Here is a 13,013-nt window from a genome sequence, read left to right as displayed (position 1 = left end):
GTTAAAAACAAAAAGATGTAAAGCCTAAAAATAGAAAAATAGAGCGTTACATTTATTACAGGAAATTAAATGCCTATGGAATTTAGCCAAGATAAACCTAACTACAATATTTCGCTTAACAAATTTGAGTCTATGCTTAAAACAAACAACGTATTGTTTTTTGACTCTGAAGAATTTGAAAACATAATACACCATTACCTTAATCAAGGTAAAGTGGCATTAGCCAAAAAAGCTATAAAATTAGGTTTAGAGCAACATCCAACATCAACAAACTTAAAACTTTTTAAAGTAGAAGTTTATGTTTTTGAAAATAAGCTAAAAGAAGCTAATATACTTCTAGATGGGTTATATCAATTAGAACCTTCTAACGAAGAAATTTACATTCAAAAAGCTAACATTTTATCTAAAGAAGATAAACATGAAGATGCTATAAAAGTTTTAAAAATTGCATTAAATATTTCTGAAGAAACCTCTGAAATCTATGCGCTTATCGGTATGGAATATCTTTTTTTAGACAACTTTGAAGACGCTAAACAAAGTTTTATGAGATGTCTAGAAGAAGATCCAGAAGATTATTCTTCATTATATAATATTATGTATTGTTTTGATTTTTTAAATCAAAATGAAGAGGCTATTCTATTTTTAAACAAATATTTAAATGAAAATCCTTATTGTGAAGTCGCTTGGCACCAATTAGGTAAACAATATTTTTCTATAAAAGATTATAAAAAAGCACTTAGCGCGTTTGATTTTGCAATCATATCAGACGATACATTTGTTGGAGCTTATCTAGAAAAAGGAAAAGTTTTAGAGAAACTAAAACGCTATAAAGAAGCAATAGAAAATTACCATTTAACCATGGAGTTGGACGATCCAACTAGTTTTGCTTTGTTAAGAATGGGTTGTTGTTACGAGAAGTTAGGACAATTAGACTTAGCTAAACAATATTATTACAAGACCGTAAAAGAAGATCCGTTATTAGATAAAGGTTGGATTGCAATTACAAAGTTTTACACCAAACAACACAATTACCAAAAAGCACTTTATTACATTAATAAAGCTATTAATATAGATGCAGAAAATGTAATTTATTGGAAATTATATGCGCAAATTAATCACAGATTAAACTTTCTTGAAGAAGCCGAAAGAGGTCACAAACGCGCTTTAGATTTAGGTAATTACGAATTAACTACTTGGATTTCTAGAACAGATATACTTTTACAACTTGGTGAAATAGATGCAGCAAGTTATAACCTAATTCAAGCTGCAGAATTTTACCCAGAAAACCCTGAAATAGAGTTTAGATTGGCTGGAATTTATTTTCAAATATTAGAGGTAGAAAAAGCAAGTTACCACCTAAAAAACGCGTTAAGTTATAACAAAGATTATCTTTTTATTGTTGAAGAATTGTTTCCGCTAGTTTACAATTCTATAACTTTTCAAAAGGCGTTAAAAAAGTTACAATAACTTAATCATAATTCTAAATTTGCATACCTTTGGATTTAGTAAATAAATCAATATGCAAAGACGATTAAAAGACTACCTGTTTATAAGTTTAAAAGGTGTTGCAATGGGCGCAGCAGATGCTGTTCCTGGAGTTTCTGGAGGAACAATTGCTTTTATTTCTGGTATCTATGAAGAGCTTGTAACTACAATAAGTAATATTAATCTTGACTTACTTAAAACTCTAAAAAACAAAGGTTTTAATGCATTTTGGACAAAGCTTAATGGTAATTTTATATTAGCCTTACTTACTGGAATAATCATAAGCTTTATTTCGTTTATGAGAATTGCTAAATACCTTTTAGAACAACATACTGTTTTAATTTGGTCTTTCTTCTTTGGTCTTATTATAGCAAGTATCTATTTTGTAGGAAAGCAAATTAAAAAATGGTCTGCAGCAACTGTTATAGCTTTAATTATTGGTACTTGTATTGCTTTTTATATTTCCAACTTACCATCTTTAGCAAGTAATACTAGTAGTTATTTTCTATTTATTGCTGGTGCAATTGCAATTTGCGCTATGATTTTACCAGGAATTTCTGGTAGTTTTATATTAGTAATTTTAGGCGCATATAAAACTTTAAGTGACGCGTTTCATGACTTTGATTTAAAAAAAATAGCATTATTTGCTTCTGGTGCTGTAGTTGGTTTGCTTAGTTTTAGTAGAATTTTAAAATGGCTTTTTAAACATTATCACAATATTACTCTAGCCTTGTTAACCGGTTTTATTTTAGGTTCCTTAAACAAAGTCTGGCCATATAAAAAAACAGATACAGTTATGAGTGATCTTAATGGGCAAATCATAGAATTTGAAACTGTTTCAGATGTTGGAACACTTGGTATTTATCAAAAAAATCTAAATAATTTTGACAGTTATAAAACTGTTTTAGAGCATAGTATTTCGCCTTCTAATTATGAGGCTATAAATGCAACAAGTGCGCAATTACCTCTAGCAATTGGATTAATGATTGCTGGATTTTTAACTATTTTTATACTTGAAAAATTAGGAAACAAAGTTAAATAATGCAAAGTACTAGAACACTTAAAGACCGTTTATTCCTGATCTTAAAAGGATTAGGAATGGGAGCAGCAAATAAAGTTCCTGGTGTTTCTGGTGGCGTAGTCGCTTTTGTTGCTGGATTTTATGAAGAGTTTATTTATTCTTTACAAAAAGTAAACTCAAAAGCATTTAAACTACTTTTTAACGGAAGATTTAAAAGTTTTTTTTACTACATAAATGGTAGATTTTTAGGCTTATTATTTTTAGGTATGATAATAAGCTATTTTAGTATCTCTAAAATATTAGATTATTTAATTACCCATTATCAGCTGTATGTTTGGAGTGTGTTTTTTGGGATGATAATAGGATCTATTTACTATATAAGTAAAGATTTTAAAGACTGGAAACCTACAACCTATCTAGCTTTAACCATTGGTATTGCAGTTGGATTAAGCATTAGTTTTCTTGATCCAGCAAAAGAAAACGACAACCTATTGTTTGTGTTCTTTTGTGGTATAATAAGTGTTTCTGGTATGACTTTACCAGGATTTTCGGGTTCGTTTATATTAATATTACTTGGTAATTATGTACTGCTTTTAGTAGACTCGGTAAACGCATTGTACGATACGTTTGCAGAAGTAATTACTGGAGATTTTAGTTTTACAACCAATGCTATCAGGTTAAGAATGCTAAAGGTTTTAGCTGTGTTTACATTAGGATCTGTAGTTGGTTTGGTCACTTTTTCTCATGTATTAAACTACATTTTAAAACATTATAAAAGTGTAACAATAGCTTCCATTATAGGTTTTATAATAGGATCTTTAGGTGTTGTTTGGCCTTTTAAAGAAACTATTTTTAAAACCAACAATTCCACTTTTGTGTTAGACTCTAGAGGCGAAAAAATTATAGAAAACTACAAGCGGTACTTTCCAGATGCTTCACCAGAAACTTTTTATGCTGTTGCCTTTATTATTATTGGAATTGCAATCGTATTAGCACTAGAACTTTATGGACAAAAAACAAGACAAGCCAATGCGTAAATTTGGACTAATTGGTCGTAACATATCCTATTCATTTTCTCAAAATTATTTTTCAATAAAATTTAAAGACGAAAATATCTTAGATGCAACCTATCAAAATTTTGATATTCAATCTATAAATCAATTTAAGAAAGAAATTTTAGCTACAGATCATTTAGCTGGGCTAAATGTAACAATACCTTTCAAAGAAGAAATTATTCCGCTTCTAGATAAAATAGATAAAAAAGCAAAAAAAATTGGTGCTGTAAACACAATTAAAATCACAAAAAAAGGAAAAACAAAAGGCTATAATACAGATTGTTACGGATTTAAAAAATCACTTAAACCATTACTAAAAAAACAGCACAAAAACGCTTTAATTTTAGGTACTGGCGGCGCAAGTAAAGCTATTGCTTACGTGCTAAAACAATTAAACATCGATTATAAATTTGTATCTAGAACTGCTAGTAATAATGCAGACTACACGTATACGGATTTAAATCAAGAATTAATTAACAATCATCAAATTATAATAAACTGTACGCCAGTTGGTACGTATCCTAAAGTAAATCATGCACCAGATATACCTTACCAATTTATCACCTCAAACCATATTTTATACGATCTAATTTATAACCCATCTACCACTCTATTTTTACAAGAAGGTAAAAATAAAGGAGCAACCATTATAAATGGGTATGATATGCTAGTATTTCAAGCAGAAAAAGCATGGAAAATATGGAATAAATAAAGGATAGCTCTTAAATTAGTTTGTAATTTTTCAACTTGTTATTATCTTTAAATTCTAATTTAATAAATCATTTAAAGATGACAGAGCAAGATAACCTGCAAAATGCAGACGGAATGGAAGACAAAAAAGACGCTATTCAAACTGAAAACAGCGTAAACACTTCAAACGAAGACGATAACCTTTTAAACGAAATTGACGATTCTAACGCAGAAGATGCCGAAGATGAAGGCAATAAAGACCGTCATAATATTGAAGAAAAAGATTACGAATCGCTTAATATGGAGCAATTAGTAATAGAATTAGATAGGCTAGTAAAAAACGAAAAAGTACAAGCCATAAAAAAACATGTTGACGCATTAAAAAACGAGTTTGATAAGCAGTTTCAAGATTTATTAGAAGAGAAAAAAGAAGAATTTTTAAGTAATGGTGGTAACGAAATAGACTTTAGATACAACTCACCACTACAAAGAAATTTTAGAGATACTTACAAAGATTACAAGCAAAGACTAACTGCACACTACCAAAATCTAGAAAAAAATCTAAAACAAAATCTAGAAAAACGATTAGAAATCATAGATCAAATAAAGCATCTTACAGATAATGCAGAAGACTCTATGAGCAGTAAATACAAAAGTTTTAAAGATTTACAAGAGCTATGGAGAAATGCAGGACCAATTCCTAGAGACAAATACAATAACGCTTGGAATAGTTATCATTTTAATGTAGAAAGATTTTACGATTTACTTCACTTAGACCGTGATTTAAGAGATAAAGATTTTGAACATAACCTAGAATTAAAAACAAAAATAATAGAGCAAGCAGAAGAATTAGCTAAAGACGATAACATAAATCGTGCGTTTAGAGAATTACAAAACCTACATAAAATATGGAAGGAAGAGCTTGGTCCTGTTGCACGAGAATATAGAGAACCAATTTGGGAACGCTTTAAAGAAGCAACAAAAAAAATAAACGAAAAACGACAAGATTATTTTAAAAACCTAGACACACTTTACGAACAAAATCTTGTAAATAAACATGCAATAATAGATAATATTCAAACTATTGCTCAAGAAAATATTAACTCGCATAAAGGTTGGCAATCCAAAATAAAAGAGGTAGAAGCGTTAAGAGAAGAGTTTTTTAAAGCAGGAAAAGTACCTATTAAAGTTAATGAAGCGACTTGGGCAAAATTTAAAGAAGTCGTTAGATTATTTAACCGAAAGAAAAATCAATTCTATAAAGATCTTAAAAAAGAACAATACGCTAATCTTGAAAAAAAGTTAGAATTAGTAAAAATTGCCCAAGAAAATAAGGATAACGAAGATTTTGCTGCAACAACACCTTTAATGAAAAAAATCCAGTTAGACTGGAAACAAGTTGGTCATGTTCCAAGAAAAGATAGTGATAAAGTATGGAATCAATTTAAAGCTGCATGTAACCACTATTTTGATAGAATAAAAGAACAACGCAACGCAGCATCTGAGGAAGAAAATCAAGCCTATACAGAAAAAGAAGCTCTACTTAAAAAAGTAAAAGATATTTCTCTTACAGGTGATCAAAAAGAAGATTTAGCTACCATAAAATCACAAATAAATCTTTGGAAAAACATAGGTCGTGTACCAAGAAATAAACGACAAATAGAAAACGACTTTAACACTGCGTTAGATCAACTATTTAAAGGATTAGATCTTAATAAGGCTGAAGCCGAAATGATAAAGTTTGAAAATAAATTACAAGATTTATCCTCTACAGAAGACCAAAGAGCTTTAGATAACGAACGTTTTTATATCCAGAAAAAAGTAGATGAAATTAAAGGCGAAATCAATCAATTAGAAAATAATCTACTGTTTTTCTCAAACGTTAAATCTGATAATCCATTGGTAAAAGACGTACACAAAAACATAAAAAAACACAAAGACGAACTTTCTATTTGGAAGAATAAATTGAAAAAAATTAAGTCTTTATACTAGTGAAAAATAATAATTTTTGGGATAGCATTGCAGAGTATGTAAAGATTAAACATTTTATTGCCTTAATTCTTTTTATAGTTGTGCTTTTAATACTATCACTAAAAAAACTATTACAATACTTTACTTAATAAAAAACCAAACCCTATTTCTGAGGGGAAATAGGGTTTTGGCTCCTAACTAAACTAACCAATTATTTCTCTTCGCTTACAAGAAATAATTTTCTTTTTTATGACATTTTAAGACTGATGTTCGCTATTAATCAACTATATACTCTTGGTAAGTGTTAATGTCATATAATGTATATACGGTTAGATATTTATTTTGGATCATTTTAATTCTATTATTTTTTAAAAAAAATGTCTTTCTTAACACAAACCCTTATATAACAACACTTAAGCGAGTATATTTTTTATAATTTTTTTGCTTGTTCCCAAAACACATCCATTTCTTCTAGTGACATCTCTTTTAAATTTTTGTTTAAGGACTTAGCTTTTTCTTCTAAATAAGTAAATCGTTTAGTGAATTTTTTATTTGTTTTTTCAAGAGCATTTTCTGGATTAATTTTTAAAAATCGCGCATAATTAACTAAAGAAAATAGTACATCTCCAAACTCATTTTCCATAGCTACTTCATCTTTATTATTAACTTCTGCTTTAAATTCTGTTAGCTCTTCTTCTACTTTTTCCCATACTTGTTCTGGTTGTTCCCAATCAAAACCAACACCTGCAACTTTATCTTGAATACGACTTGCTTTTACTAATGCTGGTAAACTTTTTGGCACACCTTCTAATACGCTTGTTTTTCCTTCTTTTAATTTTAGTTTTTCCCAATTGCGTTTTACATCTTCTTCGTTTTCAACTTTTACATCTCCGTAAATATGCGGATGTCTATGTATAAGCTTTTCGCAAACCGTATTTAACACATCGGCTATATCAAAATCGTTTGTTTCACTTCCAATTTTTGCATAAAAAACCAAGTGAAGCATTAGATCTCCTAATTCTTTCTTTACTTCTCCTAGATCGTTGTCTAATATTGCATCGCCAAGCTCGTAAGTTTCTTCAATAGTAAGATGGCGTAAGGTTTGCATGGTTTGTTTTTTATCCCAAGGACATTGTTCTCTTAATTGTTCCATTATAGTTAATAAACGATCAAATGCTTGTAGTTGCTCTGCTCTAGTATTCATAAAAAAAGTTGTTTTTGTAAAAGTACAATGATTTAGGTTTGTTAATGTTAATGGCATAAAAAAATCCAGCAAAATGCTGGATTTAATTTTGTATTAGGAACGTGTGATTATTCTTCTTCATCACTTTTATTAGTGTCTTCTTCTAAATTTAAAAGATCGTTTTTAACTAATAAGTTATACCATTGTATCACTTTTTTGATATCGCTTACATACACTCTATCTTCGTCATAATCTGGTAAAATCTCAAAAAAGTATTCTTCTAATTTATCTTTAGAATCTTTATGGCTAACTGCTGTAGTTTTTCCATCTTCTTTTTCGCTTATTTTTTTAAAAACATTTGCTAAAGGCACTTCTTCGGCAAGAGTATATATAGCTATTTCACTTAACACACTTACATTTTGCTGTATACCTATTGCGATACGTTTTTGATCTATTAAAGATTCTGCAATAAATCCTGTTCTTGTTTGTGTTACTAATTTATATAATCCAGGTTTACCTGATATTGCTAATACTTTTTCTAAAGCCATAAATTTAATTTTAAAGGTGGCAAATATCTAATCTTACATTGGGTTTTCCAAACGTTTAACGTTTCTTTTTCAATAACGGAAACTTCATACGGTAATCTACATTTATTTTACCTTTAGATATGTTGGCTAATTTTCCTTTGATTAGTCGTTTTTTTAATGATGATAATTTATCTGTAAATAACACGCCTTCTATATGATCATACTCATGTTGGAAAACACGTGCTGCAAGACCGGACAATTCTTCTGTATGTGTATTAAATTGTTGATCTTGGTACTGTATTTTTATTACTGGTTTTCTAAACACATCTTCCCTTACATCTGGTATACTTAGGCAACCTTCGTTAAATGCCCATTCGTCTCCAGTCTCTTCTAGGATAACTGGGTTTATAAAAACACGTTTAAAATCTTTTAATTGCTCCTGATCTTCTTTTGATAATTCTTCATCTTCTGCGAAAGGTGATGCATCTACAATAAAAAGACGGATAGACAGACCAATTTGCGGCGCAGCTAATCCTACACCGTAAGCGCCATACATAGTCTCAAACATGTTTTCTATTAAGGTATCTAAATTTGGGTATGTTTTAGTTATCTCTTTTGCTGTTTGTTTTAAAACTGGATCTCCGTATGCGACTATTGGTAATATCATAAAATTAATTTTGCTGCAAAAATACAATACTTTTGCTGTAAATGGTATTAATACAAATAAAAAAAACTCTTTAAAATAAAGAGTTTTTTAACGTATAGAAAAACTATATTTATAGGACTACTAATTTTTTGGTGATAGTAGTATTTTCTAAGTCTATTTGTACCATATACACACCTTTTGCAAAGGTATTTGTTTCTAATTTTACACGACTTAAATTACTAACCGTTTTAGTTTGCACTAATTTTCCTGTTACAGAATATACGTGTACTGTAGCATTTGCTTTGGTACCTAAAACAACAAATAAATCACTGTTTTTAACTACCGGATTAGGAAATAATTTTACTGTATTTTTGATGTATTCTACATCGTTTACAGACAATGTTTGATTAGTTAAATTACCGTTTGTATACTCACATTGACCATATCCTAAATCTGCTAGAAAAAAGTTGCTATTAGTTAATTGATCATTAGAATTATCTATATCATAAATAGAATATGGTGCATCACATTCTACTAAAGTAAACGATTTTGCTTCGGCAGTAATCGTGTTTGGTCGATCTACACAATTAGATGTTCCTGGATCGTAGAAAAAGTAAATTGAAGATCCATCTGAAAATCCAGTTGGTGGACAATTTTGAGCCTGTAAAGTAAAGCTTATAACTATTAAAAATAATAGACTTGTAAAGTAAAGTTTTTTCATATTAAAATTTATTGATTAGTGATAGCAATCAAATATAACTTTGAAAAAATTTACTATTGAAATAAATTAGATTATAGTATAAAAACTAACGATAAACTGCTAGAATAAATGTACGATTATTGGTTGTAGAGGTAACTTTGTAAAATTATAGTTGCACTTACCTCATCTAATAACGCTTTGTTTTGTCTTTGTTTTTTCTTCAATCCGCTATCGATTAAAGTTTTTGCAGCCATTTTAGAAGTAAATCGCTCGTCTACTCTTTTTATAGGAATATTAGGAAATGCTTGTTCTAATTTAACCAAAAATGGTTGAATTAAAGCTTCGCTTTCGCTTGGAGCATTATTCATTTGTTTTGGTTCTCCTACTAAAAAAAGCTCGACATCATGTTTTTGAGTATAGTCTTTTAAAAATGCTATTAGCTCTTTGGTAGGAACTGTTGTTAAGCCAGAAGCAATTATTTGTAAATCGTCTGTAACTGCTAATCCTGTCCTTTTTTTACCGTAATCTATTGCTAATAATTGAGCCATATAAAAATTTTATGCAAATTTATAGTTTTATAAGGGTAACACCTTAATTATTATGCCATATTTTAATTTTTAGGAATTATCTTTGCTATAAGTTAGCGTGAAGAATTGCAACAACATCTTTTTTTTGCTGCGATATTTGGCAAAAAAATATAGCACTTCGATTATGCTCAGTACAAATTTAAGCCTGACCATTAAGACACGCCAAAAAAATGAAATTACAAAACATGAAAGATTTACAAAACATTATCGAATCTGCTTGGGATAACCAAGATCTTTTAACCGAAACAGCAACTATTGAAGCGATTAGAAAAGTAATATCGCTATTAGATGAAGGTACACTTCGCGTTGCTGAACCTACTGAAAATGGTTGGCAAGTTAACGAATGGGTTAAAAAAGCAGTAGTACTTTACTTCCCAATACAAAAAATGGAAACTTTAGAAGTTGGTATTTTTGAATATCATGATAAAATCCCTTTAAAAACTGGTTATAAAGAAAAAGGTATTAGAGTTGTACCTCATGCTGTGGCACGTCATGGTGCATATATTTCTGCAGGTACTATTTTAATGCCTAGTTATGTAAACATTGGTGCTTATGTAGATGAAGGTACTATGGTAGATACTTGGGCAACAGTTGGTAGTTGTGCGCAAATTGGTAAAAATGTACACCTTTCTGGTGGCGTTGGTATTGGTGGTGTTTTAGAACCATTACAAGCAGCTCCAGTAATTATAGAAGATGGTGCTTTTATTGGTAGTAGATGTATTGTTGTGGAAGGTGTTAGAGTTGGTAAAGAAGCTGTTCTTGGTGCAAATGTAGTTTTAACGATGAGCACAAAAATTATTGATGTTACTGGTGATAAACCAGTTGAAATGAAAGGTTATGTTCCAGAACGTTCTGTTGTAATTCCTGGTAGTTACACTAAGCAATTTGCTGCTGGAAGCTATAATGTACCTTGTGCTTTAATAATTGGTAAACGTAAAGAAAGTACTAACAAAAAAACATCGCTTAACGATGCGTTACGCGAATATGATGTAGCTTTCTAGTTAGTAGTTAGTAGTTAGTAGTTAGTAGTTAGTAGTTAGTAGTTAGTAGTTAGTAGTTAGTAGTTAGTAGTTAGTAGTTAGTAGTTAGTAGTTAGTAGTTAGTAAAACTATTAACTACTAACTATCATAAAATACCTCATAAAAATTTTACTAAAAACTTATTCCTATTCCCTTACAACTTATCACTTCTCCCTTTTTCCTTTTTTTCCTTATCCCTTTTTACTTAGTACCAAACTGCATTTTTCGTCCAGATCTACGCAATTTTTTTCGGTTTATTTTATGTTGAAATGCCATACTATGCTTCAACATGACGTCGTGAATTTCTTGGTAAGGTTTATTATATAATTCAGCGTATTTTTTTGCTATTACCTTAATCATCGTTTTAGATAACCACATACGTCTAAAATTATGCATACGCTTATCAAAAGTCATGTTCTCAAAACGCATTCGGTTTAAATCTATAAGATAAAATTTATAGCCTTTATCTGTTTTTAGAATTAAAGTATTTCCTGGAGAATGATCTAAAAAATTAATATTGTTTTGATGTAACTTAAAAGTAAATTCGGCAAATTGCTTTAGTAGTAATGCTCTATCAGGGAATTTTGGATTGTGGATTAGTGCTCTAAATTCAAAATCATAATCTATATGCTCACTTATATAATAGCTATTTTTTAATCCAAAAAAAGATGTTTCTTCTATGTAAGCAATAGGAAATGGTGTAGAAATATCGCAATCTATTAACCTGCTTGCATAGTTAAAAGATCGTTTGGCTTTACTTAGTCGTATCCACTTGTAAATAAAACTATTAAAAGCATTGGGTTTTTTAAAGGACTTTATATTAAGCTTTACGCCATCAACTTCAAAAGACTTAATAACATTACGTTGACCAACAGTTACAGCGTCTCCTTTGCTTTCAAAATCTTTTACAAAAGCATTAATTTGAGGTTTTAAATGTTGATATTTAGAATGACAGTAAGTGATAGTCTATTTTTTATAATTGCTTCAAAGATATGTTAAACTAAATTTTAATAAAAGCCGATAAAATTATATTTTGCGCTAAGGCAAAAGCCAATTTAAATGAAAAAGATATTAATCATTCAAAATAAAAGGATTGGAGATGTACTTTTAGCGTCTCTAATTGCAACCAATTTAAAAAAAGTTTTTCCAAATTCTGTAATAGATTATATGGTTTACGATTACACAACTGGTGTAATAGAAAATAATCCAGCTATTGATAATATTATCGAAATAAACGAAAAACAACTAAAAAAAATACCTGTTTTATTTAAAACTGCTCTAAAAGTAAGGCGTAAAAACTATGATATTATTGTAGATCCTTATGCAAAATTTCAAAGTCGTGTTATCTCTTTATTATCAGGCGCAAAAACAAGAATAGGGTTTAAAAAGCGCGATAAAAATCCGCCTTTACCCTTCTACACGCACAACATTCCTTTTTTATTAGAAAAAAGTAAACCTTGTGGAAAATCTATTGAAGACAGAGTAAATTTAATTACCTCGGTTTTTAATATTGAATCACCAACTTACGAACCAAAATTATATTTAACAGATAAAGAAGAACAATACGATAAGCTTAACCAATACAACAAACCAGTAGTCATGTTTGGTATTTTAGGTAGTACACCGCAAAAATCTATGCCTTATGATTACATTGTAGACTTAATAGATTTTGTAACTGAAACTTATGATGTCTATGCGTTATTTAATTACTCGCCACATCAAAAAGAAGATGCGTTAACCATTTACAATAAGTGTAAACACAAAGACCGTATTATTTTTGATATTTATGAAGAAAGTATTCGCGGTTTTGCCCTACTTATGAATAAATGTAAATTATTAATTGCTAATGAAGGCGGTACAGTACATATTGCAAAAGCATTAAACAAACCAACGTTTACAATTTTTTCGCCATACGTATTAAAAGAACATTGGGCTAGTTTTGAAGACGGAAAAACACATACCTCTATTCATTTACTAGATGAAAAACCAGAATTATTCTCGACAAACAGAGAACAACGCAAAAAAATTGAAGAAGATCCATCTTTTTTATATAAACAACTTACGCCAAAAATTATTATCCCAAGATTAGACACTTTTTTAAAGTTTCATCTAACAGCTAACTAACACTA

At 29.6% G+C, this 13,013-nt stretch carries 13 protein-coding genes; 7 read left to right on the top strand and 6 right to left on the bottom strand.

The genetic code is table 11. From position 1 onward, the window contains the following. Positions 1-75: 75 nt before the first annotated feature. The 5 genes from IFB02_RS09685 to IFB02_RS09665 all read left to right on the top strand — a co-directional run bounded on the left by IFB02_RS09685 (position 76) and on the right by IFB02_RS09665 (position 6,243). On the top strand, positions 76-1,467 hold the full coding sequence (locus IFB02_RS09685; protein WP_191072703.1) for a tetratricopeptide repeat protein: 1,392 nt from the start codon (positions 76-78) through the stop codon (positions 1,465-1,467). Between the two features lie 52 nt (positions 1,468-1,519). Then, positions 1,520-2,527, top strand: a complete 1,008-nt coding sequence (locus IFB02_RS09680) for a DUF368 domain-containing protein (protein ID WP_106687174.1) — start codon at positions 1,520-1,522, stop codon at positions 2,525-2,527. Further along, positions 2,527-3,543, top strand: coding sequence for a DUF368 domain-containing protein (locus IFB02_RS09675; RefSeq protein ID WP_106687173.1), 1,017 nt, complete (start codon positions 2,527-2,529; stop codon positions 3,541-3,543). The genes IFB02_RS09680 and IFB02_RS09675 overlap by 1 nt, the downstream gene beginning before the upstream one ends. After that, a complete protein-coding gene (locus IFB02_RS09670) occupies positions 3,512-4,273 on the top strand; it encodes a shikimate dehydrogenase family protein (protein WP_223878832.1) in 762 nt (253 codons plus the stop codon). The genes IFB02_RS09675 and IFB02_RS09670 overlap by 32 nt, the downstream gene beginning before the upstream one ends. 77 nt (positions 4,274-4,350) lie before the next feature. After that, complete coding sequence (locus IFB02_RS09665) at positions 4,351-6,243, top strand: DUF349 domain-containing protein (RefSeq protein WP_191072702.1); 1,893 nt, start codon at positions 4,351-4,353, stop codon at positions 6,241-6,243. A gap of 409 nt (positions 6,244-6,652) precedes the next feature. Here IFB02_RS09665 and mazG read toward each other — a convergent pair whose 3' ends face one another. From mazG to ruvX, 5 genes are all read right to left on the bottom strand, one after another. Then, entirely contained in the window at positions 6,653-7,426 is a 774-nt protein-coding gene (gene mazG, locus IFB02_RS09660) for a nucleoside triphosphate pyrophosphohydrolase (protein WP_191072701.1), read from the bottom strand. A 107-nt stretch (positions 7,427-7,533) separates the two neighbouring features. Then, the gene (locus tag IFB02_RS09655) at positions 7,534-7,953 is read right to left on the bottom strand and encodes a DUF5606 family protein (protein WP_106687171.1); all 420 of its coding nucleotides are present in this window, start codon (positions 7,951-7,953) and stop codon (positions 7,534-7,536) included. Positions 7,954-8,008: 55 nt separating this feature from the next. Then, on the bottom strand, positions 8,009-8,599 hold the full coding sequence (gene def, locus IFB02_RS09650) for a peptide deformylase (protein ID WP_191072700.1): 591 nt from the start codon (positions 8,597-8,599) through the stop codon (positions 8,009-8,011). A gap of 109 nt (positions 8,600-8,708) precedes the next feature. Next, entirely contained in the window at positions 8,709-9,299 is a 591-nt protein-coding gene (locus IFB02_RS09645; RefSeq protein ID WP_106687169.1) for a T9SS type A sorting domain-containing protein, read from the bottom strand. 116 nt (positions 9,300-9,415) lie between these two features. Beyond that, complete coding sequence (gene ruvX / locus IFB02_RS09640; protein ID WP_106687168.1) at positions 9,416-9,826, bottom strand: Holliday junction resolvase RuvX; 411 nt, start codon at positions 9,824-9,826, stop codon at positions 9,416-9,418. A 224-nt stretch (positions 9,827-10,050) separates the two neighbouring features. On the opposite strand from ruvX, the gene IFB02_RS09635 reads away from it, so the two are divergent. Next, on the top strand, positions 10,051-10,866 hold the full coding sequence (locus tag IFB02_RS09635; protein ID WP_106687331.1) for a 2,3,4,5-tetrahydropyridine-2,6-dicarboxylate N-succinyltransferase: 816 nt from the start codon (positions 10,051-10,053) through the stop codon (positions 10,864-10,866). A gap of 219 nt (positions 10,867-11,085) precedes the next feature. On the opposite strand, the gene IFB02_RS09630 is transcribed toward IFB02_RS09635, so the two are convergent. Beyond that, positions 11,086-11,664 (bottom strand): lipopolysaccharide kinase InaA family protein, encoded by a 579-nt coding sequence (locus IFB02_RS09630; RefSeq protein ID WP_255457295.1) that lies wholly within the window; start codon positions 11,662-11,664, stop codon positions 11,086-11,088. Positions 11,665-11,943: 279 nt separating this feature from the next. Between IFB02_RS09630 and IFB02_RS09625 the strand changes: the two genes are divergently transcribed. Beyond that, positions 11,944-13,008: a glycosyltransferase family 9 protein gene (locus tag IFB02_RS09625; protein WP_106687166.1), complete on the top strand. Its 1,065-nt coding sequence runs from the start codon at positions 11,944-11,946 to the stop codon at positions 13,006-13,008. The last annotated feature ends 5 nt before the right edge of the window (positions 13,009-13,013 follow it).

This window comes from Mesoflavibacter profundi (assembly GCF_014764305.1).
Lineage (GTDB): Bacteria > Bacteroidota > Bacteroidia > Flavobacteriales > Flavobacteriaceae > Mesoflavibacter > Mesoflavibacter profundi.
The sequence above is the reverse complement of the archived record's forward strand: the minus strand, read 5'-3'. Positions and strand labels throughout refer to the sequence as shown.

Excerpts from the sequence above, each read along its gene's own strand:
- IFB02_RS09655 (WP_106687171.1), bottom strand. The coding sequence starts at position 7,953 with ATGGCTTTAGAAAAAGTATTAGCAATATCAGGTAAACCTGGATTATAT.
- IFB02_RS09680 (WP_106687174.1), top strand. The coding sequence starts at position 1,520 with ATGCAAAGACGATTAAAAGACTACCTGTTTATAAGTTTAAAAGGTGTT.
- IFB02_RS09635 (WP_106687331.1), top strand. The coding sequence starts at position 10,051 with ATGAAAGATTTACAAAACATTATCGAATCTGCTTGGGATAACCAAGAT.
- IFB02_RS09665 (WP_191072702.1), top strand. The coding sequence starts at position 4,351 with ATGACAGAGCAAGATAACCTGCAAAATGCAGACGGAATGGAAGACAAA.
- IFB02_RS09670 (WP_223878832.1), top strand. The coding sequence starts at position 3,512 with ATGGACAAAAAACAAGACAAGCCAATGCGTAAATTTGGACTAATTGGT.
- ruvX (WP_106687168.1), bottom strand. The coding sequence starts at position 9,826 with ATGGCTCAATTATTAGCAATAGATTACGGTAAAAAAAGGACAGGATTA.
- def (WP_191072700.1), bottom strand. The coding sequence starts at position 8,599 with ATGATATTACCAATAGTCGCATACGGAGATCCAGTTTTAAAACAAACA.
- IFB02_RS09625 (WP_106687166.1), top strand. The coding sequence starts at position 11,944 with ATGAAAAAGATATTAATCATTCAAAATAAAAGGATTGGAGATGTACTT.
- IFB02_RS09675 (WP_106687173.1), top strand. The coding sequence starts at position 2,527 with ATGCAAAGTACTAGAACACTTAAAGACCGTTTATTCCTGATCTTAAAA.
- IFB02_RS09685 (WP_191072703.1), top strand. The coding sequence starts at position 76 with ATGGAATTTAGCCAAGATAAACCTAACTACAATATTTCGCTTAACAAA.
- IFB02_RS09645 (WP_106687169.1), bottom strand. The coding sequence starts at position 9,299 with ATGAAAAAACTTTACTTTACAAGTCTATTATTTTTAATAGTTATAAGC.
- mazG (WP_191072701.1), bottom strand. The coding sequence starts at position 7,426 with ATGAATACTAGAGCAGAGCAACTACAAGCATTTGATCGTTTATTAACT.